This is a genomic window from Catellatospora coxensis (genome assembly GCF_016862635.1).
Taxonomy (GTDB): Bacteria; Actinomycetota; Actinomycetes; order Mycobacteriales; family Micromonosporaceae; genus Catellatospora; species Catellatospora coxensis.
This window is the reverse complement of record NZ_BONI01000031.1, coordinates 73,358-96,589: the sequence shown is the minus strand read 5'-3', so window position 1 is coordinate 96,589 and position 23,232 is coordinate 73,358. Positions and strand designations below refer to the sequence as shown.

The 23,232-nt window shown below is 71.5% G+C and carries 12 protein-coding genes; 11 read left to right on the top strand and 1 reads right to left on the bottom strand.

Annotated features, from left to right (window positions below):
- Positions 1 to 180 precede the first annotated feature (180 nt).
- From Cco03nite_RS19445 to Cco03nite_RS19395, 11 genes are all read left to right on the top strand, one after another.
- A complete protein-coding gene (locus Cco03nite_RS19445; RefSeq protein ID WP_203693557.1) occupies positions 181 to 10,431 on the top strand; it encodes a hypothetical protein in 10,251 nt (3,416 codons plus the stop codon).
- A 370-nt stretch (positions 10,432 to 10,801) separates the two neighbouring features.
- Positions 10,802 to 11,341, top strand: a complete 540-nt coding sequence (locus Cco03nite_RS19440; protein ID WP_203693556.1) for an SRPBCC family protein — start codon at positions 10,802 to 10,804, stop codon at positions 11,339 to 11,341.
- A 46-nt stretch (positions 11,342 to 11,387) separates the two neighbouring features.
- A complete protein-coding gene (locus tag Cco03nite_RS19435; protein ID WP_203693555.1) occupies positions 11,388 to 11,726 on the top strand; it encodes an Imm51 family immunity protein in 339 nt (112 codons plus the stop codon).
- Positions 11,727 to 11,831: 105 nt separating this feature from the next.
- Positions 11,832 to 13,115 (top strand): VWA domain-containing protein, encoded by a 1,284-nt coding sequence (locus tag Cco03nite_RS19430; protein ID WP_203693554.1) that lies wholly within the window; start codon positions 11,832 to 11,834, stop codon positions 13,113 to 13,115.
- Complete coding sequence (locus tag Cco03nite_RS19425) at positions 13,115 to 13,939, top strand: peptidase (RefSeq protein WP_239167491.1); 825 nt, start codon at positions 13,115 to 13,117, stop codon at positions 13,937 to 13,939. Before Cco03nite_RS19430 ends, Cco03nite_RS19425 begins: the two co-directional genes overlap by 1 nt.
- A 188-nt stretch (positions 13,940 to 14,127) precedes the next feature.
- The gene (locus tag Cco03nite_RS19420) at positions 14,128 to 16,920 is read left to right on the top strand and encodes a helix-turn-helix transcriptional regulator (protein WP_203693553.1); all 2,793 of its coding nucleotides are present in this window, start codon (positions 14,128 to 14,130) and stop codon (positions 16,918 to 16,920) included.
- A gap of 117 nt (positions 16,921 to 17,037) precedes the next feature.
- Positions 17,038 to 17,865 (top strand): endonuclease/exonuclease/phosphatase family protein, encoded by an 828-nt coding sequence (locus tag Cco03nite_RS19415; protein WP_203693552.1) that lies wholly within the window; start codon positions 17,038 to 17,040, stop codon positions 17,863 to 17,865.
- Complete coding sequence (locus tag Cco03nite_RS19410; protein ID WP_203693551.1) at positions 17,862 to 18,521, top strand: HAD family hydrolase; 660 nt, start codon at positions 17,862 to 17,864, stop codon at positions 18,519 to 18,521. The genes Cco03nite_RS19415 and Cco03nite_RS19410 overlap by 4 nt, the downstream gene beginning before the upstream one ends.
- Positions 18,518 to 19,441: a 1-phosphofructokinase family hexose kinase gene (locus tag Cco03nite_RS19405; RefSeq protein ID WP_203693550.1), complete on the top strand. Its 924-nt coding sequence runs from the start codon at positions 18,518 to 18,520 to the stop codon at positions 19,439 to 19,441. Before Cco03nite_RS19410 ends, Cco03nite_RS19405 begins: the two co-directional genes overlap by 4 nt.
- Positions 19,442 to 19,524: 83 nt before the next feature.
- On the top strand, positions 19,525 to 20,457 hold the full coding sequence (locus Cco03nite_RS19400; protein ID WP_203693549.1) for a 4-hydroxy-3-methylbut-2-enyl diphosphate reductase: 933 nt from the start codon (positions 19,525 to 19,527) through the stop codon (positions 20,455 to 20,457).
- Positions 20,458 to 20,561: 104 nt separating this feature from the next.
- Positions 20,562 to 22,619 carry a bifunctional diguanylate cyclase/phosphohydrolase gene (locus tag Cco03nite_RS19395; RefSeq protein WP_203693548.1) on the top strand — a complete coding sequence of 686 codons (2,058 nt, stop codon included), beginning with the start codon at positions 20,562 to 20,564 and terminating at the stop codon, positions 22,617 to 22,619.
- 11 nt (positions 22,620 to 22,630) lie between these two features.
- Here the strand turns inward: Cco03nite_RS19395 and Cco03nite_RS19390 are convergent, their stop codons facing one another.
- Positions 22,631 to 23,161: a hypothetical protein gene (locus tag Cco03nite_RS19390; RefSeq protein ID WP_203693547.1), complete on the bottom strand. Its 531-nt coding sequence runs from the start codon at positions 23,159 to 23,161 to the stop codon at positions 22,631 to 22,633.
- Between the last annotated feature and the right edge of the window lie 71 nt (positions 23,162 to 23,232).

Here is a 23,232-nt window from a genome sequence, read left to right as displayed (position 1 = left end):
AGGCCCTGGGATCCGATCACCGACGGCGCCGGCGGCGAGGACGGGCAGGGCTCCGGGGTCCGGTTCCTCGGTGCGGGCCTGTGGCGGGGCGACTTCGAGTTCGACGGCACGTACGGCGCGGGTGGGCTTTTCGGGGGGTTGCTGAGGTTCACGGGCTCCTGGACGCGTGGTGACGGGACGGTGGTGGCGGGCTCGTTCAAGGGTTCGGGCTGGGCGGCGGCCGATTTCGTGGGCGGCTGGTCCAGGACGGATCTGCGGGTCGACGAGCGGGGCGTGGTCGTGGGGCACGTGCGCGGCAGCGGCAAGCTGGCCGGGCTGTTCGACGTGTCGGGGACGTTCACGCCGTCGGGTGAGGGTGTCCCGGTCGCGGTGGCCGGTGTTATGGCACAGGTCGAGGCGGGTCCGGTGCGTGGGGGCACCGCCACGTCCGGCACCACCACCTCGGCCGCCAACACCGCCGCCGGCGCGAATGCCGGTGCACTCGTGCGCGCGTCGGTGACGTCGCAGGACAGGACGATCATCGGGCCTGAGGCGCTCGGTCAGCCCGCCGTCGTCGAGACCGTGCCGGGCGACGACGGGCGGGCCGGGAACCCGGTGGTGGCGCAGAACGTGGCGGCGCAGAACACAGCCATACCGGCGGCCGCCGACGTGTCCCAGCCGGTCGATCCGGGAGCCGCCACGGCGCATGACGGCGTCGTGCCGTCGACAGCGCTGTCAAGCGGGGACGGCCGGGACACGCAGACCGACGAAGAGGCGAGCAGCACGGAACCTCAGAGTTTCCGGCCTGGTGACAGCGACACACAGGCCGGAGGCGGCGACACGGCCGGCGTTGCCGGCACGAAGGAAACGCGACCTGTGTGGGCAGGCGCGGACACAGCGCGTGGCGAGGCTGTGCCGATGGGCGGGCGAATCGGGTCGGCGGGCTCGGGCCCGGTCGGCTCTTCGGGTCCTGTGGTGGCCGAACGAGGCGCGGCCGTGCTGGGGCCGAGTGTGGTCGTGCCGATGCTCGGCACGGCGGTCCAGCCGACGGTGGATCTCGCCGCCGGCAAGGCGGGCAGATCGTTCCACGGCGTCAAGGCACCCGGCACTGAGACCGCGGTCGGCGGCCGGCCGGACGCGGCCTCCGCCGCCCCCATCCGGACGGCACCGAACCCTGCGGAGGTCGCCGGATCCGCCGACCTCGGTTCGCGGGTCGCCGCTTGGCGGCGTTCCATGGCCGCGGACCTGCGGACTCTGTCGAGGTTCTTGCGCGGCTGGGTGGGCGTGGGTGCGCCGCAGGTGAGCCCTCCAGCGCGTCGGTTGTCGGAGGAGGATGTCGCGCGAAGGTATCCGTGGTTGGCGGGGGTGAACCCGTGGCGCGGGATCGGTGGTGAGTTCGTCACCAACTGCGTCATGTCGGCGATCGTCGCCGACATGACGTGGCGTGAGCGCGGCACGCGGAGCTTCGCCGGCTATCAGGCGCCGGCATCGGCGCAGTCTGCCGTGCTCGACCTGGTGCGGTATGCCGACGAGGTGTTCGCCGGCGGTCCCGGCTTCATCAAGGTGCGCGGTGGCGTGGACGAGATCGCCGGGGCGACCGCGGCTGCGCCCGGCAGCCGCGGGGTGCTGGGATTCGGCACGCGCGACAGCGGCTGGCATGTGGTCAACGTGTTCAACGACGGCGGCCGGGCGGTGTTCCTGGACGCGCAGGCCGGCGCGTGGGCGCGACTGCCGACCGGCGGAGACTTCTTCTTCCTTCCGCTGACCGAGGGCTTCTCCGCACTGACCGGGCGGGGGCAGGTGATGCGGCGCGAGACGCTTGATCGGCTCGTCGCGGGCAGCGTGCCGGACGGCGTGGCCGAGGTACCGCACGATCATCTGGCAGGCCCATCGGAGGCGCTGCTGCCGCTGCGGATCGAAGTCGAAGACAAGAAGGTCGTCTGGCAGCCGGACCGAAACACGGGGTTGCTCGACAGCACCTATGTGGCCGTACGGGATGTCAGCAGGCCGCTGCCCGACGGTTGGAGCACGGTGTTCCTGTCGAACATCGGCGAACTCGGGCAAGCCGACGAGAACGTGAGCGTCGGATCCGGTCAAGTGCTCGAGGTGGAGTTCGTCGACCAGATCACCCTGGTCGGCCAGATCAAGTCGAAGGCCTGGGGGACCCGGTTCACCGGAACCGAGCAAACCGTCCACCTGCGAGGTACTCGCCAAGGCAGCGATGCCTCCGCGAGCTCCGTGAGCTCCACGCGCACCGCGCCGCCACCGCAGGACACGCCGATGTGGGAGCCCGGACGCGTGCTGTGGAACAGTCGCTTCCGGCACGTCCTGCGGGGCAGCATATTGGCCGAGCAGGAATTCGATCCGATCGGCAGCGCCCCGACGATGGCCTGGGTGTCGGACATGGTCAAGAAGGCGACCGCGGACCGGGCCATGGCCGACCGGACCGCGTTGTTCGGTGAACAGGACCGGCTGGTGCTCGAAGTGTTCGCCCGCTTCGGCACGGACACCGCTCGGGCGTCGCGGGTGGCGGAGCGCCTTGCCGCAGCGCTGCACCGGAGACTGGAAACCGCCCTGACGCGCTGGTCCGAGCGGCAGCCCCGCGGCACGAAAGCCGTCAAGCCGCTGGTCGAGGTGACTGTCGCGAAATCAGACCCAGGCGGCTACCACGGGTACGACTACGACCTGGTTGCCGTCGCCTGGCAACAGGACAACGCCAACAGCCTTTATGCACCACTGCGGCGGCCGGTCTGGGCGCCGGGTCCGCCGGCTCGACCGGTGGGACGGGCCGGAGAGCCTGTCGGCGCGGTGAGCTTCGATCCCGAGAATCAGGTGCCGAGAACTCCGGCAGTGCTGGATCAGGTGGCAAGAGCCGTTCAGGCGCAGGCCATGGCGAGCATGCGCGAGGGCCGACCGCTTCCGCGGCTGACCGCCTGGGTTCCACTTCTGGAAGACACCCCGCAGGCGCGCGAGAAAGCCGGTGAACTCGCCCGCAAGTTCATTTCTGAGGTGGCGAAGAAGGTGGGGAAGTCTGATCCTGCGTCGCCGCTGGTCCGAGCATGGGTCGAGGGCCTGCCCGTCAGGGCGCTCATGGCGTTCAAGCCGAGGCGGGACGATGGAACCATCGACGGCGACCTTGAACTTTACTCGGTCAGGTTTCCCGTGCTGAACGGCGCTCCACCCCTCAAGCCGTCCCAGGACGAGGTCCAGGAGGCCCAGGAGGCCGAGGGGTGGCCCGACGATGATTACGAGCAGCGGCCGGACTACTTGAATCCGTGGCGCGCCGCGGAGGTTCGTCTGTCCGAACCGGGTTGGTGGACCATGCGACAGCCGGTGCGGACCGACGTGATCGAAGACATCGTTCGCACTCTCGACCCGTCGCGACTACACCGCGTGAAGGAGAGCCACTACTCGGCTGCGGAGCGCGTGGGCGTCGGGGACGCGACGATCGGCCCGTACGGCCTCGACATCGGCTATGACGTGGTGCGGATCGTCGTGGCAGGAGCGGCAACCCGGACGGTTCGGGTTTTCCGCGTCAAGATTCAGATGGATTCGGACCCGGACGTCACCCGTACCCACGTCGTGAAGCTGCGAAGAATCGCGTCGATCGCCGTCGCCGAGATGAACGAACGGTTCCGGCTACCCGGCGGTGACCAGTTCCATATGATGGTCGAGTTCACCACCGACCAACCACACCACATCGTCCGAGTGACGACGACGCCGCCGCCCCATGCCATCGCCAGGGCCGACGCCTGGCCCACCACGCTGCTGGACCACTCTCAGCGACACAGGCTGATCCTGCACGAGATCCTGCACCTCATCGGCCTTCAGGACGAGTACGCCGTGTCGCGTCGCCGCGGCCCGGACGCTCGTGCCGTGCCGCTACTCCAGAAGCCCGCCGTCGGTGCGCCACCACGATCGGCCGGGCGGATGCCGAGCCGCATCCACGACATGGGGATCATGAGCCAGGTCGTGGGGGCACCTGCCGAAGCGGACCTCGCCGTCCGTTACCTGTGGCAGATCTGGTGGATACAGGAGCGGTTGGTTGAGGCGCCGCACGTCGAGGTCTCCATCGCTGACGGCGTGCGGGCTCTGGCTCCGGTCGACATGGCGATCGGCGCGCGGGCCGCGGTCGACAACCTGCACCGGCTCAGACTGGAAAGCGTGGCGACACAGCTGGCCCAGGCGGCCCATGCCGCTTCGAACGATCCCGGCCGGCTCAGCCGACTGGTGGTGCGGCTTGGCATGTCCGGCGACGACTCCGTCAGGGGGGAGCAACTGACAGCTTTTGCGGAGATGGTCGATGCTCGTCTGGCGGACTGGGACATTCCAGCCGAAGGCATCGTCGTCACCGCTGACAAGAAGCAGCCGACGTCCCGCCGGATCAGAGTCAGCGCCGTCTTCGCACCACTGGTGAAAGATGGCGAGGCCGGCCTGGTCGAGCGCGTTCAGCGCAGGTATCCGTGGCTTGTCGAACAGCCTGGGCCTGCGGTAACCGATGCCCGCCGCTTTGTGCTGGCGGCGATTCGTGGCGATACCCAGCTTGCGGGCACCCGCGACTGGGCCGCTCCGAAGGCGACCACGGTACGGGGCGTGACGCCGGATCGGGTACTGGGGCTGCTGACGGACTACGCCAGGCAGCGCGTGCCGCATTCGGCGGCGAGCCTGGTACGCATCGGGCTTGGGGATCTGATCGCCGCGTTCGAAGCCGCCCCATCCGGTGCGCGAGGATTCGCGGTGCTTCACGGGTCGGGCCGCTCCGTCGGGGCGGTGCTCAACGTCGTGCGGGTCGAGAACGAGGTGCTCCTGCTCGACGTCGCCCGGGAGGTGCCCGTGCGGCCGGCCGATGAGCCGGTGACCGTGTGGTTCCTCTCGACCGGTAGCCCGGCGGTGAGCGTGGAGACCCGGGCGGGTGCCGACAGCGGTGCTGTCGCCGCGCTCGTGCACACGGATGATGCGGCGTTGAGGCTGGACGCCGCGCTGGCCGAGTGGCTGGCGGCGTCCAGACTGCCGCATGCGCGCCGCTCGTTGGCGCTGCGGGTGATCGATGGGGCGGTCCATGACCTTCGCATGCGGTCGGAGCTGGGCCGGAGTTCCCGCACACGGCTCGCCGGAATGGATGCCGTCCTGCAGGCCGTTCGGACGTGGTTGGCGGACAAGCCGAGCGGGGACGGGACTCAGCTGGTCAGCCGTCGAGCCGCAGCTGTGCAGGCACTGGCCCGACGGGTTCGCGACGCGCGTCGTGAGCTGGTGCGGGACCGACGTGCCGAGCCCGTGGCACAGGTGCCAGGGGAGGATCGCTATTCCGAAGGCCGGCCCATGCCCGTGACTGCCTTCATCGGCCACGACGGTGTCTTCGCCGCCGGTGAGGGTGGCCTGGGCGCAGGCAGCAGCCGATTCAACCTGTGGGCCGAGCACACCTGGCATCGAACCGACTTCGCCCGGATGTTCGGGGAACAAGCCAGCGAGCTGGAAGTCCGCCTGGAGATGATGAAGACGCGGGTCAAGGCGGAGTATCGCGCCTCCAGGACAGTCCTTGGCCCGATCGGCACCGTGAGCGAACCTGTCGTCTTCGGTGTGCTCGCCCTTCCCGAGCGGTTCTTCAAGCGGCCGGGGGAGCCGTTCACGGAGTCCGACCGGGCAGTGTTCCTCGACGAGCTCCTGGAGGTGAGCGCCGGCCATCCGCACCTGCTGATCGTGCCCGGCACGATGGTGTGGGCGGGCGTGGCGCCGGGTGGGGGGCCGACGCTGAACCACACGGCGACCGTCGTGCTCAACGGGCGGATCGTGCACGAGGTGCACCAGCAGTATCCGGGCAACACGTACCTGGGCTATCAGAACGGTGCGGTCTCGGCCGACGAGTGGCGGCGCAGATTCCGGGCCGGAAACGCCGCGCGTGAGGACGTCGAGGGCCGGCCCGGCTCGACCGCGTTCGCGGTGGGCGGGCACCTGATCACCTTGGAGTTCCCCACCGACCACGAACACGACCGGGCAATGCGCGACCTGTTCGATGGGCGTGTGCCGTACATCGGTGGCGTCCGCCGCGACATCGCCGATGTGGTGATCCTGCCGGGTGACGTTCGCCACGGCAAAGTCGCGGCGCCCGCTGCGGGGCCGAGCACGTTCGATCAGCCTGCGGCGCAGTCGGCGCCCATGGCCAGTCTGGCGGCTGCGGCGGGGCCGGCAGGCAACGCCGCCGTCGCCGCGCAGCCAGGACCACCGGATGCGCTGCTGCCGCTGCGCATCGAGGTCGCGAACCGCGACATCGAGTGGCACGGCGGGTACACGGTGCGGCTCTTGAGTGATCTTGTCGCCGAACGGAGTGTGCGCAGGAATCCGCCTGCCGATCGCGGCACGGTGTTCCTGTCGGACGTCGGCGAACCGGGAAAGCCCGGCGAGAGGCACCTCGAAGCAGGTCAACTGCTGGAGGTCGAGTTCGTCGACAACGTCTCCGTGGCCAGCAGAATCGACGAGGGAACGACCGTGGTGGACTTCCCCCTCTTCCACCTGCGAGACGTACGCGAGGGCGGTGACCCGTCCCCCGATGCCGTCTCGCCGCAGGGCCCGCCGTGGGCGCAAGCGCGACGCGTGCTGTGGAACAGCCGATTCCGGCAGATTCTCCAAGGCGATGTGCTGAAAGGGGACGGATTCGACCCGGCCGGCAGCCCCGCGGTCGTGGCCTGGCTGTCGGAGCTGGTCGACAACGCGAGCTCTGACCAGGCCATGGCTGACAGGACCGGGGAGATCGGCGAGCCGGCCGAGTTGGTGCTCGAAGTATTCGCCCGTTTCGGCGCCGGTAGCGCTCCGCTGATAGCGGAGCGCGTGGCTTCGGCGCTCCACCGCAGGCTCGAAGTCGCTCTGACACGATGGCACGAGCGGCAACCTCCCCCAACGCGTGGCACGAAGCCGCTGGTGGCTGTGACTGTCGCCAAGTCGGACCCCGGCGGCTACCGCGGGTACGACGGAGACCTGATCGCCGTCGGCTGGCAGCGTGACCACACGAACAACCTGTGGGAGGCCCCGCTCCGGCGGCCCCGCTGGATGCGAGGGCCGACGCGGCCGATCACCCGGGCGGGCACGGAGATCGGCAAGGTGATCTTCAACCCGGAGAGCTGGCTGCCGAGTGATCCGGCCGTGGTCGAGCAGGCGGCACGCAACCTGTGGGCGCAGGCCGAGACAAGCTTGAGCGAGCACCGAGCGCTTCCCCGGCTGACCGCGTGGGTCCCGCTTCTGAACGACACCGACCAGGCAGGCAAGACCGCCGCTGAAATCGCCCGCGGAATCATCGTCAACGTGGCGGAAAAGGTGCGTGAGATCGGCACTGAGCAGCCGCTGGTCACCGCATGGGCCGAGAATCTGGCCGAGGAGACGGTCATTGCCTACCAGCCTCGGCAGGACGGAGAAACAGCGGATCGATACCTGGAGCTCTACTCGGTCACGTTTCCTGCCATGGATGGACCTGGACCCTACAGGCCGCCAGGGCAGGCCGAGCCGCAGCCCGGCGAAGACCACCACCTGTGGCTGCACTACCTGAATCCCTGGCGCACCGTGAGCTTCCCGGCTTCCGAGCGCGGCTGGTGGACCCTGGAACAACCGGTGCCGACAGGCGAGATCGAAGATGTCGTCCGCAGTCTCGACCCGTCACAGGTGCGCGAGGTGGAGAGCTCTGTCCTGGAAACGGTGGAGCCCGTGGGCACGCCCGCGGAAATGATCGGGACCTACGGCAGCACCATCGGCTATGACGTGGTGCGGATCGCCATGTCCGGCTCGGCGCCCCAGGTGGTGCGGGTCTTCCGGATGCGTCTGAGATTGGCTCCGGACGGGGGTATTCCCCGCGCCCACGTCGTGCGGATGCAAGGACTCGCGGCGGCTGCGGTGGCCGAGATCAATGAACGTTTCCGGCTGCCGGGCGGCGACCAGTTCCACTTGATGGTCGAGTTCACCGACGACGGACCGCATCACGTCATCCGGGTGCCGAAGGAGCCGATACCGCATACCCTTGCGTCGAGCACTACCTGGCCGACGAGCCTGCTGCGCGACTCACGTGCCCGCAACCTGATCCTGCACGAGATCCTGCACAGCCTCGGCCTCTACGACGAGTACGCCATGCCGCGTGGACCCGACTCAGGCTCCTACCGCCCGCTCCTGCGCCTGCGACCCGCTGCCGCCGTGCCGTCGCAGTCGGCCGGCCGGATGCCGGCACGCACCCATGGTGAGTGGATCATGGGGAGGCCCACCGGGAGGCCCATCGCGGAGGACATCGCAGTCCGTCACCTCTGGCAGCTATGGTGGGTGCAGGAGTCGGTGTCCGCGGCCCCGCTGGTCGAGCACAGAGCCGACAGCGGTGTGATCGCCGTGCGACCCGTCAACATGGACATTCACATGCTGTCGGCTTCCGGCCTGCGGCACCTGGGCAGCCTGCGATCACTGGCGGGATCACTGGTCCAGGCGATCCGTGCCGTTGCGGCCGACACAGGCCGGGTCACCCTGCTGGAAGTCCGTGTTCGCTCGGCCGACAGCAGCTCGGCCGGACCGCGACAGCTCGCGGTCGAGCTCGCGGCGATGGTCGAGGCGCGCCTGGCCGAATGGGATCTCCCAGCCGACGGAATCTCCTTCACCAAGGCCGTGGATGAGTCGCTGCCACCGGGCCGGGTCAGTGTCGACGCCGTTTTCGCTCCAGCGGTGAAGGACGACGAACCCCACGTCGCGCTCGTCCGTGATCGTTACCCGTGGTTCGCAGCCAAGTCTGTTCCTGCGGTGGCAGATCCCCGGCTCCGCTACGTGCTGGCAGCGATTCACACCGACCTCCGGCTCGCGGGCAGGGCCGACTCAGCTGCTCCCGAGGAGAACCCGGAGCCAGGCGCCCTGCCGGGACGGGTTATGGCGCTGCTGACCGGCTATGCCCGCGCAACCGGTACGGATGCCGCGGCGAAACCGGTGCGTGTCCGGCTCGCGGATCTGCTCGCCGCGTTCGAAGCGGCCGCGCCCGGTGCGCGCGGATTCGCGGTGCTCCACGGGCCAGGGCGGACTATCGGCGCGGTGCTCAACGTCGTGCGGGTCGAGGAGGGAGTGCTGCTGCTCGACTGGGCCCGCAAGGGGCCGGTGCGGCCGGTCGACGACCAGGCGACGGTGTCGTTCATCTCGGCCGGAGGGCAGGTGGCGAACGTGGCGGTCCGGGCGGCCGCAGAACACGACGCCACCTCTCCCGCGCATGCGCGCGTTGCGGACACGGCGCTGGGCACCGCGCTGGCCGAGTGGTCGGCCACATCGAAATCAACGTTCCGGCGCCGCTCGGCCGAACTGCTCGTGATCGATGGCGCGGTCGCCGACCTTCAAACGCCGGCGGGTCAGGATCTCGGCTCGCTCGAACGACTCCGGCGCTTGGACGCCGCCCTGCAGGCGATCAACGTGTGGTCGGCGGGAAAGCCGAGCGGCAGGGGGGATGATGTGGCCAGCAGCCGAGCCGCGGCCGTCCAGCAGCTGGCGCGGGCAGTGCGCCACGGGCGTCGCCAACTGTTGCGGGAGCGGCGGGCTGAGCGGACCGCGCCGTTGGCCAGGGAGAATCATTACGCCGAGCAACGGCCCGTGTCGCTGTCGGCCTTCATCGGCCACGACGGCGCCTTCACCGCCGGCGGTGAGTCCGACCTGCGGGCCGCGCACGCACGGCATCGACCCGGCCTTGCCCGGATGTTCGGTAGGCAACTCAGCGAGCTGGATGTCCGGTTGGAGATGATGAAGAGTCACATCGATGCCGAGTATCGCAAGGTCGAGGCAGCGCTGCGCGAGCCGGAGCCGGAGCCGGAGTCGGAGTCGGTGGACCGTAATGCCGTCTACGGTGTGCTCACTCTTCCTGAGCGGTTCTTCAAGCGGCCGGGGGAGCCGTTCACGGAGGCCGACCGGGAGGTCTTCCTCGACGAGATCAGCGAGGTGAGCGCCGATCATCCGCACCTGCTGATCCTGCCCGGCACGATGGTGTGGGCAGGCGTGGCGCCGGGTGGGCGGCCGACGCTGAACCACACGGCGACCGTCGTGCTCAACGGACGGATCGTGCACGAGGTGCACAAGCAGTACCCGACCAACGAGTATCAGGGCTACGAGAACGGCGCGGTGTCGGCCGACGAATGGCGGCGCAGGTTCCGGGCCGGAAACGCCGCACGCGAGGACGCCGCGGGCCGGCCCGGCTCGACCGCGTTCGCGGTGGGCGGGAACCTGTTCACCTTGGAGTTCTTCCGCGACCACGAGCTTGACCGAGCAATACACGATCTCGCCGACGGGCGGGTGCCGTATATCGATGGCGTCCGCCGTGACGTCGCCAATACGGACATCGTGATGCGTGGCGACGGCGACTCGACGACGGCGCAGGCCGCGGCGCCCGGTTCGGTCCAGCTGGATCAGCCTGCGGCTGTGCCGCTGTCCCCGGCCAGGTTGTCTGAGCCGCCAGTTCAACCATGATGCGCAGAGCGATCGGCAGACCGGATGGTCCACTGTGCCACGCCCGCTGATCAGCTTCGACGGTGTCACCGGCGGCGTGCGACGACCGGTCCATGCGCAGGCGTCGACGTCCGACGTGCCGGGTCCGGGCACCGGTCGCGATCCGTCGATGCTGTCGCCTGACTGGTCGGCCACCCGCTCGACGGACAGCCGCCGCCGTCGCTGACGTGGTCGGGGTGGTGGAAACCGCGTGTGGACGGGTCGTGACGGCGATCGGCCAGCGCCCGCGGGCGCCGTCGCCGAGCGGAGCACCGGCCGACGCAGTACGGTCGGCTGTGGGACCGCCGCCTCGACACGCTGTGACGGCACCTCGACAAGCAGGAGTGACGACATGAAGGTCATCGACCCCGGCCCGATCTGGCCGGTCGAGTGCCATGCCTCCGGCGGGCGCTGGACCCTGGTGCTGCAGCACGATCTGGCGCACCCGCCCGCGAAGGTGTGGGCGGCGCTGACCGAACCCGACCGGCTCGCCGGGTGGGCCCCCTTCCTGGCCGACCGCGACCTCGGCCGCCCCGGCGCGGCGGTGCTGACGATGGTCGACGGCGAGCACACTGAGGACCTGCCCGCCACCGTGCAGCGGGCCGAACCGCCGCACCTGCTCGTCCACACCTGGGGCGAGGACCTGCTGCGCTGGGAGCTGGCCCCCACCGCCACCGGCACCCGGCTGGTGCTGCGCCACACCATGGCCGACCGGACCTGGCTGCCGAAGGTCGCGGCGGGCTGGCACCTGTGCCTGGTGGTCGCCGGTCGGCTGCTCGACGGGGACCCGGTGCCGCCGATCCGCGGCAGCGAGGCCAAGAACCACGGCTGGGCCGAGCTCGACGAGGCGTACAGCCGCGAGTTGGGCATCGCCGACGACGAGGCAGTCTGACATCTGCTCCCGGCTGTGTGTCGGTGCCATATGTGATGCTGCGCCGATGACACCGCTGACACTGATCGAGACGAGCTCCGGCAAGTACTCGCTGCTGCTGAACGCCGGGGACACCAGCGTGGACGGGCTCATCGAGGAGCTGGGGCACGAGCCGAACGGCTACTTCTGGGAGGGGGTCGCCCAGCTGCTGGTCTTGCACGAGGCGACCGCGCTGGACGGCCGGTTCGACTACGACCCGGAGGGCGGCATGTTCTGCGCGTACGGCACGGACCGCGCAGCGCTGGAGGAGCTGGGCGCAAGGATGGCGGCCGTCGCGAACGACCCGGATCGCATCCGTGCCCTGATGAGCCTGGCGGATGCGACCGGGTTCGAATTCGACGACTGAGCGGTGCCGCTCTGCTCTCGCGGTGACACCTGAGTCGTGTGTGGATGATCGCGAATTGGTGCCTGCGCTGTCAGAGGGCCGCGCGCGGTCCGTAAGATCCGCGCGGTGATCAACAGTAGATGGTTACGAGCCATCCTCATCGGACCAATGGTCGCGTTGTCGGCCGTTCTCCCGACGCCGGCCCACGCCGACGACAACGAGCCCGTCGAGACCGCCGTACCGCCGAGGGTGGAGCTGGTCCTCGACGTCAGCGGCTCGATGCGCGCCGCCGACATCGACGGCCGCACCCGGATCTCCGTCGCGCAGCAGGCGTTCAACGAGGTCGTGGATGCCCTCCCGGACGGGACGGAGCTCGGTATCCGCGTGCTCGGCGCGACGTACAAGGGTAAGGACAAGACCGAGGGCTGCAAGGACACCCAGCAGATCGTGCCGGTGGCTCCGGTGGACCGGGCCGCGGCGAAGAATGCGATCGCGGCGCTGCGGCCCACCGGGTTCACCCCGGTCGGGCTGGCACTGCGCGGTGCGGCCGAGGACCTGGGCACCGGTGAGACGACCCGCCGGATCATCCTGATCACCGACGGTGAGGACACCTGCGCCCCGCCGGACCCGTGCGACGTCGCCCGCGAGCTGGCCGCGAAGGGCACCCATCTGGTGGTGGACACGCTCGGCCTGGCACCGGACGACAAGGTTCGCCGGCAGCTGCTCTGCATCGCCGGGGCCACCGGTGGCACGTACGCCTCGGCGGAGACGCCGGCGGAGCTGACCGGTCGGATCAAGCAGCTCGTCGACCGGGCCAAGGACACCACCACCGTCAAGACGCCCGCACTCGTGGCCGGTGGCAAGGAGTGCGCCGGAGCGCCGCTGCTGGCGCCGGGCGTCTACACCGACCGGGAGAAGATCTCCGAGCACCGCTGGTACCGGGTCCCGGTCCGCGACGACCAGGAACTGCGCGCCTCGGTGAGCATCGCCCTGGACCGCCCGGTCAACCCGGACTACGGCGTACTGCTGCGCGCCACCGCGGCCGACGGCCGTGAGCTCGTCCGCGGCACGGACGCGGGCAGCGGGCGCACCGATGTGCTGTCCACCGGCCTGCGCTGGTCGGCCCTGGAGCCCGACGTCGAGTCGGAACCGTCGACCGACGGCCCCGTCAAGCCGACGGAGGTCTGTCTGGTGATCAGCAATTCGTTCGCCGGCTCGACGGCGAACGACGCACCGGGCATGCCGTTCGAGCTGACCATCGACGTCGTCGCCACCTCGCCCGCGCCGGACGCACCGGGGCTCGGGTCAGGCTGGCTGCTGCTGCTGGTGCTGACCATCGCCGGACTGCTCACCGGCGTGCTCGCCGGCTGGCTGACCCGCTGGTGGGTCGCGACCTGGAGGACCAACTGATGCTCATCCACCACGGGCAAGGGCACGTCCGCCTGCGCAACCGCCTCGCGGCCGCGGCGTTCGCCGCCGCCTGCGCCACCCTGCTGCCGGCCGCCGCCGCCATGGCGGCGCCGACCCCGTCTCCCGGATCGGCCACCGTCAACCGGGCGGGCACCTCGTTCCTCACCGCCACCGCGGTCAGCGTCGGGCAGCCGGTTCAGGTCACCGCCTCCACCGGTGACTACCTGTACTGGTCGTTCAGCGCCACCGCCGGGCAGACCACCCAGGTCGCGCTGACGGTCGCACTGCCGCCCGCCGCGAAGCGGACCGGCGCGTCCACGTGGACCGTGGACGTCTTCGACGGGCTCCGCCGCCGCCAGGCGTGCACGGCCGGCGCGCAGACGCCGATCGCCGCCGCCACGGCCACCGCCGTGGAGCTCGGCTGCACCCTGCGCAGAGTGCGCTCGTGGGCCGAGCCGTGGTCGGGTGATCCGCTGCCGGGCACGTACTACGTCCGGCTGTCGGTCACCGACCTGCCCGAGCCGGATCTCGGCCTGCCCATCCAGGTCGACATGCTGCTCGGCGCCGAGGGCGACGCCGGCGCCGACGACGGTGAGCTCAAGGCTCCCCTCGTGCCGCCGGCCAAGCCCGGCCAGGTCGTGGCCCAGGCCGAACCGGTCGATCCCTCGGCCAGCCCCAGCCCGACCCCCGATGACGGGAGCAGCGCGCTGGACTGGTTGCCGGACCTGTCCGCCCGCTGGATCTGGACCACGGTCGGCGGCGTGCTGGCCGCCGTGGCCGGTGTCTTCGGGTTCTCCCTCACCTGGCGTCGCCGCCGCAGCTGAGACAAGCGCCCCTCCCTCCCCGACGTGCGGAGGGAGGGGCGCACCGTCCGATGAGGATCGCGTCGGACGGCGTTCCCTGTTCTGTCACCGATTCGTGCTGGAAAGATCGACGATGCCCGTGACATTGTCGAACGGCTAGCATCCGACGGCGTCGTCACCGATCTTGTTGATCAAGGGGCAGGTGCGCAGTGACAGTTATCGTCGGCAGGAATGTCGAGTCGGCGCGGCTGCACGACGCCATCGCCAGGTTGGCCGACGGCCGTGGCGGTATCGCCTGGATCGAGGGCGAACCCGGTATCGGCAAGACCGCGCTGGTGGACGCGACGGCCGAAGCCGCGGTCAAGACCGGCTGCCGGGTCCTGCGCGGCGGCGGTGACGAGCTGATGCAGGCCTTCCCGCTGCGAATGATCGCCGACGCCCTCGACGTCTCCGCCAGGGCCGCCGATCCGGCCCGCGTGCTCATCGCCCGGCTGCTGCGTGGTGAAGCGGTGGGGGCCGCCACCTTCGATCCGGTGCTCGCCGCGGGGGAGCGGATGCTCGAGCTCGTCGACCGGTTCAGCGCGTATCGGCCCCTGCTGCTGGCGCTGGAGGACCTGCAGTGGGCGGACGAGGCGAGCCTCGCCCTGTGCCAGCGGATGGCCCGGGCGGTCGACCAGATCCCGCTGCTGCTGCTGGCCACCAGCCGGCCGGTCGCGCCGCGGACCACCGTGTCACGGCTGCGCGCGCTGCTGCGGGACCGGCCCGGCGTCCATCTCGACCTCGGCCCGCTGAGCACGGCGGAGACGCTGACCTTCGCCGCCCGCCTCGTCCAGGGCGAGCCGGGCGCCGGGCTGCGGCGGGAACTCGCCCGGGCCGGCGGTAACCCGCTGTACCTGCGGGAGATGCTCGAAGCCGTGGTGCGGGACCGGGCGTTGCGGGACAGCGGCGGAGTCCGCGAGCTGAGCCCGGGTGCGGCGACGGTGCCGCCGTCGCTGCAGGCGGCCATCGCCCGCAGGCTCGACACGCTCAGCGAGCAGACGGTGGGCGCGTTGCGCTTCGCGGCACTGCTGCGCCGGCGGTTCGACGTGGGCCGCTGGGCGGCGGTCACCGGCCGGTCGATGCCGGAGATCGTGCAGGCCGCCGACGAGGCGGTCACCGCCGGGGTGCTGGTCGGCGCGGGCGACCGCCTGACGTTCCGGCACGACGTCATCCGCCAGGTGCTGTCCGACCAGTTGCCGGAGGCGGTCCGGGCCGGGCTGCACCGGCATGCCGCGCGCGTGGTCGCCGAGACGGGAGCCGGAGTGGACGAGGTGTCGCTGCATCTGGCGGCCACGTCCGGGCCGCTCGACGCCTGGGCGACGACCTGGCTGGCAGACATGCCTGAGGCCATGCTGTATTCGGCTGCCGACGTCGCGGTGGGCTTGCTGACCCGGTCGAGCGCGCAGCCGGTCGACTCGGACGCGGTGCAGGAGGCGCTGCTGGCCCGGTTGGCGTTGACGCTGTTCTGGCTCGGCCGCGACGAGCAGGCCTGCCAGGTCGCCGTCCAGGTGCTGGACCGGACCGCCGACCGGGAGTTCGCCAGCCGGCTGCGCATCCTGGCCGTGCGTGCCGCCGGACGGCTGCGCCGCTTCGATCACGCCCTCGAACTGGCCGCGCCCGCCGAACCGGACCTGCCACTGCACTGCCAGGCCCGGTTACGCGCCTGGCGGGCGCTCATCCTGCTGAACCTGGACAGGTTCGACGAGGCGTCGGCCGAAGCCCACCTGGCCCTGGCGGAGGCGCAGTCGTGCGGGGACTCGCTGGGCATCGGCTTCGCCCACAACACCCTCACCTACCTGGCGGCCGAGCCCGACCAGCTCGGCCACATCGACGCCGCGCTCGCGGCGCTCGGCGACGACGCCGAGTCGACCGACCTGAAACTGCTGCTGACGGGAAACCGGCTGGTCTGCCTGCTGGTCAACGGCCGCCGCGCCGACCTGGACGCGTCGATCGCCGACGCGCTGCGCAGCGCCGAGCAGAAAGGGAGCATGCGCATCGGGGTGGTGTACGCGCAGGCCACCAACGCGTCGTACACCTACGGCCGGTGGGACGAGGCGGTGGCCTACGCCGACCGGCTCAACCACGAGCTGCTGGCCAGCCCCTCGATGTCCTACCTGCACGCGATCGTGGCGCTGATCGCGATACACCGCGACGACCGCGCCACCGCCGAGGCGAGGCTGCAGGCCGGGGGCTTCCTCGACCCGGCCGACCAGGGCCGCTGGGTCGGCGCGTTCGGGCCGGTCGCCGACGCGCTGGCGCTGCTGGCCGAGAGCCGGGGCGACCTGGCCGAGAGTCTGGCACTGCGGGCGGCGTACCTGGACCTGCCGCCGGGGCCGGGCCGCGCCGGCCGGTGCGACGAGGCGGCGTACCTGGTGCGCGCGGCGCTGGCGCAGGGCGAGCCGGCGCTCGCCGAGGCGGCCGCGACGGCGGTCGCCGCCGACCCGGACCCGTCGCCGCACCGGCTGCTGGTCATGCGGTTCTGCCGTGCCCTGGTCGACGCGGACGCGGTCGGGCTGCTCACGGTGGCGTCGGACTTCGGCCAGTGGGCGTGGCTGCACCATCGCGCGCTGACGCTGGAGGAGGCGGCGTACGTGCTGGCCGAGCAGGGAGACCTGGCCGGTGCCCGGACGGCCTTCGGACAGGCGCTGGCGGCCTGGCTGGATCTGGGCGCGACGTGGGACGCGCGTCGCCTGGAAGCGCGGCTGCGGCCGTACGGCGTCCGGCGCGGGCCCCGGGCCGTGCGCCGCCGACCCGCCCTGGGCTGGGAGGCGCTGACGCCCAGCGAGATCCACGTCGCGCAGCTGGTCGCCAAAGGCATGTCCAACCCGGACATCGCCGCCGAGCTGTTCGTCTCCCGCAACACCGTGCAGACCCATGTGTCCCGGGTGCTGACCAAGCTGCGGATGCGTTCGCGGATCGAGCTGATCCAGCAGGCCGACGCGATCGGGCGGGCCGAGGGCTAGGCCTGGAGGTGCGGGCGTGGTGTTTGCCTCAGGAGCGAAAACGGATACGCTGCTGCGCTGCGAGGGCCGTCGAGGGCGGCCGCGATGGCGTTGCATGAGCAGGAGTGTTGAGCGGCGATGGGCGTAGACAACGGTTACCTGAGGGTCATGTCGTGGAACCTGTGGCTGGCCGGGCGGTTCGTCGACGACTCCCGGGCCAAGCAGCTGGCGTTCCTGCGCGAGCAGGCGCCCGACGTGGTCGGCCTGCAGGAGACGCTCGGCGTCGCGGCCCAGGAGCTGGCCGAGGACCTGGGCTGGCACCACCACCAGGGCGGCAGCTGCGGCGTCATCTCGCCGCACCCGATCACCGCCCGCTACGGCGACGAGTCGCTGCGCGGCGTCGGCGCGCGGATCGAGCTGCCCACCGGCCGTGAGCTGGTCGTGTGGAGCGCACACCTGAACTACGAGCCGTACGGGCCGTACGACTTCCACCTGGCCGGGATGACCGTGCCGCAGGTGCTGGCCCGCGAGGAGGAGGCGGGCCGGCCACGCCAGATCGCCGACATCATCGACGCGCTGCGCCCGGCGCTGGCCGAGCGCGACCTCCCGGTGCTGCTGACCGGCGACTTCAACGTGCCCTCGCACCTGGACTGGCCGAACCTGCCGTGGCAGGTCAGCGTGGCGGTGGAGCGGGCCGGCCTGCGCGACTCGTACCGCGTCGTGCACCCGGACGCCGCGGCCAAGCCCGGCCACACCTGGTCTCCGCTGAACCACTGGCACGAGCAGCAGGAGGGGGTGCTCGAACCGCAGGACCGCATCGACTTCGTGCACTACGCGGGACCCCTGCGGCCGGTGGCGTCCGACACCGTGGGGGTGGGCGAGCCGCGCGCGATGCCGCACCATGCCGACAATGAGTGGACCTCGGACCACTGGGCGGTGCTGAGCACGTTCGTCATGGAGGCATGATGCTGTTCGACCTCGGCGCGTTCGACGCGGTCCTGCTGGACATGGACGGCACCCTGGTCGACACCGAGTCGCTGTGGATCGAGGCGGTGCTCGGCGTCGCCGCCGAGCTGGGCGCTGACCCGCTGGACCAGGCGCAGGTCATCGGCGGCACGGTGGCGGGCATCGTCGCGGTGGTCGGCGCGGCCACCGGCGGGCGGTACGCGGCGGCGGACCTGGACCGATGGATCGACCGGGCGGTCAAGCGCAGGGTCGCCGAGGTCGGGGTACGGCTGCGGCCCGGCGCGCGCCGCCTGCTCGACGGACTGAGCGCGGCCGGTGTGCCGTGCGCGCTGGTCACCTCGTCGGGTCGGGCCGACACGGAGTTCATCCTCGACGTGCTCGGCCGGGCGGTGTTCGCGCACACGGTCACCGCAGACGACGTGCCGCGGCACAAACCGGACCCGCTGCCGTACGCGACCGCGGCGGCGCTGCTGGGCGTGGACCCGGCGCGCTGCGTCGCGATCGAGGACAGCCTGGCCGGGCTGGCCGCCGCCGAGGGGGCGGGCTGCACCACGGTCGCCGTACCGCACCTTCAAGACATTCCGGACGCTCCGCGCCGCCACGTATTGACCAGCCTCGAAATGATCACCGTAACGGCGGTTAAGGTAACTCGATGATCCTCACCGTCACACCCAACGCGGCGCTCGACGTGACCTACCAGGTCGACGCGCTGACCCCGTACGCGACGCACCGGGTCGCCACGGTGGCCGAGCGCGCCGGCGGCAAGGGCGTCAACGTGGCCCGGGTGCTGCACGGACTCGGCACGCCGGTGCTGGCCACCGGCCTGGCGGGCGGACCCACCGGGCAGCGGCTGCGCGAGCTGCTCGTCGCCGACGACGTCGCCGAAGCCTTCCTGCCGGTGACCGGGGACGCCCGCCGCACCGTGGTCGTCGCCGACCGCGCCGACGCCACCGGCTTCTGGGAGCCCGGCCCGATCGTGTCGGCCGCCGAGTGGTCGGCGTTCACCGCGCACTTCGCCGCCCTGCTCGGCGGCGTCAAGGTCGTCGTGCTGTCCGGGTCGCTGCCACCGGGCGTGCCCGCGACGGCGTACGCCGAACTGCTGGCCCTGGCCCACGCCGCCGGAGCCGCCACGATCCTCGACGCCGACGGCGACCCGCTGCGCCAGGGCCTGCGGGTCCAGCCCGACCTCGTCAAACCGAACGCCGCCGAACTGCACGCGCTCACCGGCATCCGGGTCGACGGCCCGGACGCGGCCCGTGCCGCCGTCGCCGCGCTGCGGGAGCTGGGCGCGGGCGACGTCGTCGCGTCGCTGGGCGGTGGCGGCCTGGTCGCCGTCAGCGCCGACGGCGTATGGCGCGCCCGGCTCGCCGAGCCGCTCACCGGCAACCCGACCGGCGCGGGCGACGCCTGCGTAGCCGCCCTCGCCCGCGGCCTGCTCGCCGGGCAACCCTGGCCCGAGCGGCTGCGCGACGCCGTCGCGCTGTCGGCCGCCGCGGTGCTGTCCCCGGTCGCCGGAACCGTCGACCCCGCCGTCTACGAGCGCCTGCGCGCCGAGGTCATCGTCGACGCCTGCTGACCCCGCACAGACTCAGCACACTGGTGAACCCGTCAACACCCGCAGACGTAGTAACCGGCGACCACGTGTCTCCGGAGGGTGATATGGGCACAGTATTGCTGGCTGAGCCTCGGGCGTTCTGCGCCGGAGTGTCCCGCGCCGTCGCCACTGTCGAACGGACGCTGGAACTCCACGGTGCGCCGGTGTTCGTCCGGCGCGAGATCGTGCACAACCGACACGTCGTGCAGCGCCTTCGCGATCTTGGCGCTGTCTTCGTCGCCGAAGTCGATGAGGTGCCTGCCGGCGCTCGACTCATCCTGTCGGCACACGGGGTGTCGCCGCAGGTCCGCCAGGCGGCGAACGGTAACCGGCTGCAGGTCGTCGACGCCACCTGTCCGCTGGTCACCAAAGTGCACCGGGAGGCGCGCCGCTACGCCGATGAGGGGTACAGCATCCTGCTGATCGGCCAGGCCGACCACGACGAGGTCATCGGAACCCTGGGCGAGGCCCCGGACCGCATTCAGGTGGTCGACCACTCCACTGACATCGGCGCGCTACACGTCCCAGACCCGGCGAAGGTGGTGTGGCTGGCGCAGACGACCCTCGTCATGAGCGACACGATGCGAATCGTCGCCCGGTTGCGTACCCGCTTTCCGCACCTGATCGATCCGCCGAGTGACGACATCTGCTACGCCGCCCAGAACCGGCAGACCGCGGTGAGCCGGCTCGTCGAGCGGGCAGATCTCGTGCTGGTGGTGGGGTCGGCCAACTCGCACAACAGCCGCGCCCTCGTCGACGTCGCCGCGGCGGCCGGAAAGCCCGCATACCTGATCAACGATGAGAGCGACCTCCGGCCTCAGTGGCTCACCGGGGTGAAGACGCTGGGACTCACCGGAGGCGCCTCGGCCCCCGAATCGGTGATCCAGTCCGTGCTGGCGGCACTCGTGCCGTATGGGTTCGATCACGTGGACCAGGTGACCGCCGCGACGGAGAACCAGCAGTTCGCGTTGCCCCGAGAGCTTGAACCCGACCGCTGAACCGGCCACCGGATTCCGGTTAAACGGGACGCATGCTGACCATTCTTGACAAGATGGTTGAGCAAGCTGCCACCCACGCCGACGGGTCATCACGGGGGCACGGGATGGTGAACAGAAACCGGGTGCCGCTCAGCGGCGATCGGGTCCTGGTCGCTTCCGCCGTCGGCTGCCTCGGCTGGCTGGCCCTGTACGCCGGGCTGACCTACTTGGGCCAGGACCGACCCGACCTGGCCAGGTTCACCGGCGAGGTGCTGTACCTGGTGCCGGTGGCCGTCCTGCTGGGCCTGAGCGTCTACGCGGCCCGCAGCAACACCGGCCGGACCAGAACCGCCTGGCGGCTGCTCGTCGCCTCCAACGTGGCCTGGCTGTTCGGCGACACGGTCTGGGCGTACTACGTCTACACCACCCCCGGCGGCGACCCGCCGGTGCCGACCCTGGCCGACGCCGGCTACGTGCTGCGCTTCGTGCTGACCATCGCCGGCATCACGGTCGCGCTGGGGTTGAGACTGCGCGGGCTGCTCGACGCGCTGCTGGTGGCCGCGGCCGGGGCGGCGATCGGCTGGCAGGTGGTCATCAGCCCGCTGGTGCCGGCCAGCTGGGACCCCGCCGCGTTCGTGACGTTCCTGTACCCGGTGTTCTCCGTGATCATCTTCAGCGTGCTGGTCGGGCTGCTGCTCACCGGAGCGCGGCGGGTGCCCGCCGCCATGGTCCTGTTCGCCGTGGGGTTCGGTGTCGGCGTGATCATGGACGCCGTCTACGCGTACACCAGCGTGCTGCACCAGTACACCAGCTCCACCTGGCTGAACGTGGGCTGGCAGCTCGAACTGCTGCTGCTGTGCCTGGCCGCGCTCGTCGCGGCCCGGCGGCCCGGCGACGAAGGGCAGCGGCTGCCCGCCCACGAGGTGTCCTTCCTGCCCGCCCTGGTCGCCTTGCTCGTCGTCGGCGGGCTCGCCGGGGCCGACCTGATCCTGTCCGGGCGCATCAGCCGGGTCACCCTGACCGTGGCCATGCTGCTGCTGATCAGCCTGCTGGTACGCCAGATCATCGCCGCCCGCGACCGTACCCGGCTCACCGAGCAGTTGCGCACCGCCGCCATCACCGACGCGCTGACCGGCGTCTACAACCGCCGCTTCTTCGAGGAGATGCTCGCCGCCGACGCCGACGCGGCCCGCAACAGCGCCCCGCTCAGCGTCGTCCTGGTCGACCTCGACCACTTCAAATCCATCAACGACACCCACGGCCACCCCGTCGGCGACGCGGTGCTGACCGAGGTCGCCGACCGGCTGCGCCGCTCCCTTCGGGCCAGTGACCTGCTCTGCCGGTATGGCGGGGAGGAGTTCGTGTGCCTGCTGCCCCGCACCGACGGCCGGGCCGCCTGGGAGCTGGCCGAGCGGCTGCGCCAGGACCTGCGCTCGGCCCCGGTCGCGGTGCCCGGGGTCGAGCAGCCGCTCGCGCTGACCGCGTCGTTCGGCGTCGCCTGCGCCGTCCCGGTGGCCTCCGGGCGGCTGCGCGTCGACGAGCTGATCGACACCGCGGACCGCGAGCTGTACCGGGCCAAGGCGCTGGGCCGCGACCGGGTGCTCGGCTGCGGCCCCCGGGAACAGGTCGACACGGCCCCGGCGCTGGACCTGCCGCCGGCGCTGGTCTGGCTGGCCGACGAGCTGGACCGCATCCGCGGCCACGGCCCGCGCAGCGCCGCGGTCAGCGGCTGGGCCTGGCGTACGGCAGCCGAGCTCGGCCTGGACGAGGAGACCCGGCTGCGCACCGCCGCCGCGGCGCGGGTACACGGCATCGGCTGCCTCATCCTCACCTGCGGCCCGCCCCTGCCGGGTGCCGCGGACCCGGCCCGCGCCGGGCCTGACCAGGCCGCCCGGCTGCTCGCCGACCTCGCGGACCGGCCGGACCTGGCGCCGCTGCTCGCCGCCGCGCACGAACGCCACGACGGCGGCGGCCACCCGCACGGGCTCGCCGGCTCGGCCATCCCGATCGGCGCGCGCATCCTCACGCTGTGCGAAGGCTGGGCCGACGCCCGTCACGCGGTGCCGAGCCCGGCCCGCGCCCGCCTGGTGCTGCTCGAAGGGCGCGGCTCCCGGTACGACCCCGCGGTCCTGGACGTCTTCCTCGGCCTGGCCGACGAGGGCGCACTCACCGACCCGAGGTGAGGGGCGGCGCCCTACCGGGCCGCGCCACGGCGTCGTCGCAGCACCGCGAGCCCCACACCGGCGGCGAGCGCGACCAGCACCGCCCCGACGGCGGGCCACCAGGAGCGCGATGTCCCGGCAGGAGCGGGTTCGGCCACGACGGGCGGCGAGACCACGGCGGGATCGGACGCCGGGGGCGCGGACACCGCGGGCGGTGCGGGCACGACGCCGGTGCACAAGCCGGTGGCGCCGTTGTACACGTTCACCCGGTACCGGTCGCCGCGGCGGAACTCGTAGCCGCAGCTGGCCTCGCTGCGGCTCACGCGCAGCCCGAGCGTCTGCCCGATCGCGACGTCGCCCTTCTCGACCGAGTCGACCACGAGCCGGATCGACTCGTCCGTCACCTGCGTGACGGTGCCCAGGACGATGCGCTGGGCATGCCGGTCCTGCTCGTCGCCGGGGGAGTTGGCGCAGGAGCAGGCCCAGGCCGGCTGAGCCGGGGAGACCACCACGACGAGGCCGATCGTGGCCAGGACGAGAAGGAGTGCCGCACGCAGCTTCATGGCAGCTCCGACGGACCCGCCCCGCCGGAGGTTCCGGCCGACGCCACACCGCCGTACCCCACTACGCTGTC

What these genes read in the sequence shown, in the direction of transcription:
- Cco03nite_RS19395 (WP_203693548.1), top strand. Translation starts at nt 20,562, where the DNA reads ATGGTGAACAGAAACCGGGTGCCGCTCAGCGGCGATCGGGTCCTGGTC.
- Cco03nite_RS19390 (WP_203693547.1), bottom strand. Translation starts at nt 23,161, where the DNA reads ATGAAGCTGCGTGCGGCACTCCTTCTCGTCCTGGCCACGATCGGCCTC.
- Cco03nite_RS19410 (WP_203693551.1), top strand. Translation starts at nt 17,862, where the DNA reads ATGATGCTGTTCGACCTCGGCGCGTTCGACGCGGTCCTGCTGGACATG.
- Cco03nite_RS19425 (WP_239167491.1), top strand. Translation starts at nt 13,115, where the DNA reads ATGCTCATCCACCACGGGCAAGGGCACGTCCGCCTGCGCAACCGCCTC.
- Cco03nite_RS19435 (WP_203693555.1), top strand. Translation starts at nt 11,388, where the DNA reads ATGACACCGCTGACACTGATCGAGACGAGCTCCGGCAAGTACTCGCTG.
- Cco03nite_RS19440 (WP_203693556.1), top strand. Translation starts at nt 10,802, where the DNA reads ATGAAGGTCATCGACCCCGGCCCGATCTGGCCGGTCGAGTGCCATGCC.
- Cco03nite_RS19415 (WP_203693552.1), top strand. Translation starts at nt 17,038, where the DNA reads ATGGGCGTAGACAACGGTTACCTGAGGGTCATGTCGTGGAACCTGTGG.
- Cco03nite_RS19400 (WP_203693549.1), top strand. Translation starts at nt 19,525, where the DNA reads ATGGGCACAGTATTGCTGGCTGAGCCTCGGGCGTTCTGCGCCGGAGTG.
- Cco03nite_RS19405 (WP_203693550.1), top strand. Translation starts at nt 18,518, where the DNA reads ATGATCCTCACCGTCACACCCAACGCGGCGCTCGACGTGACCTACCAG.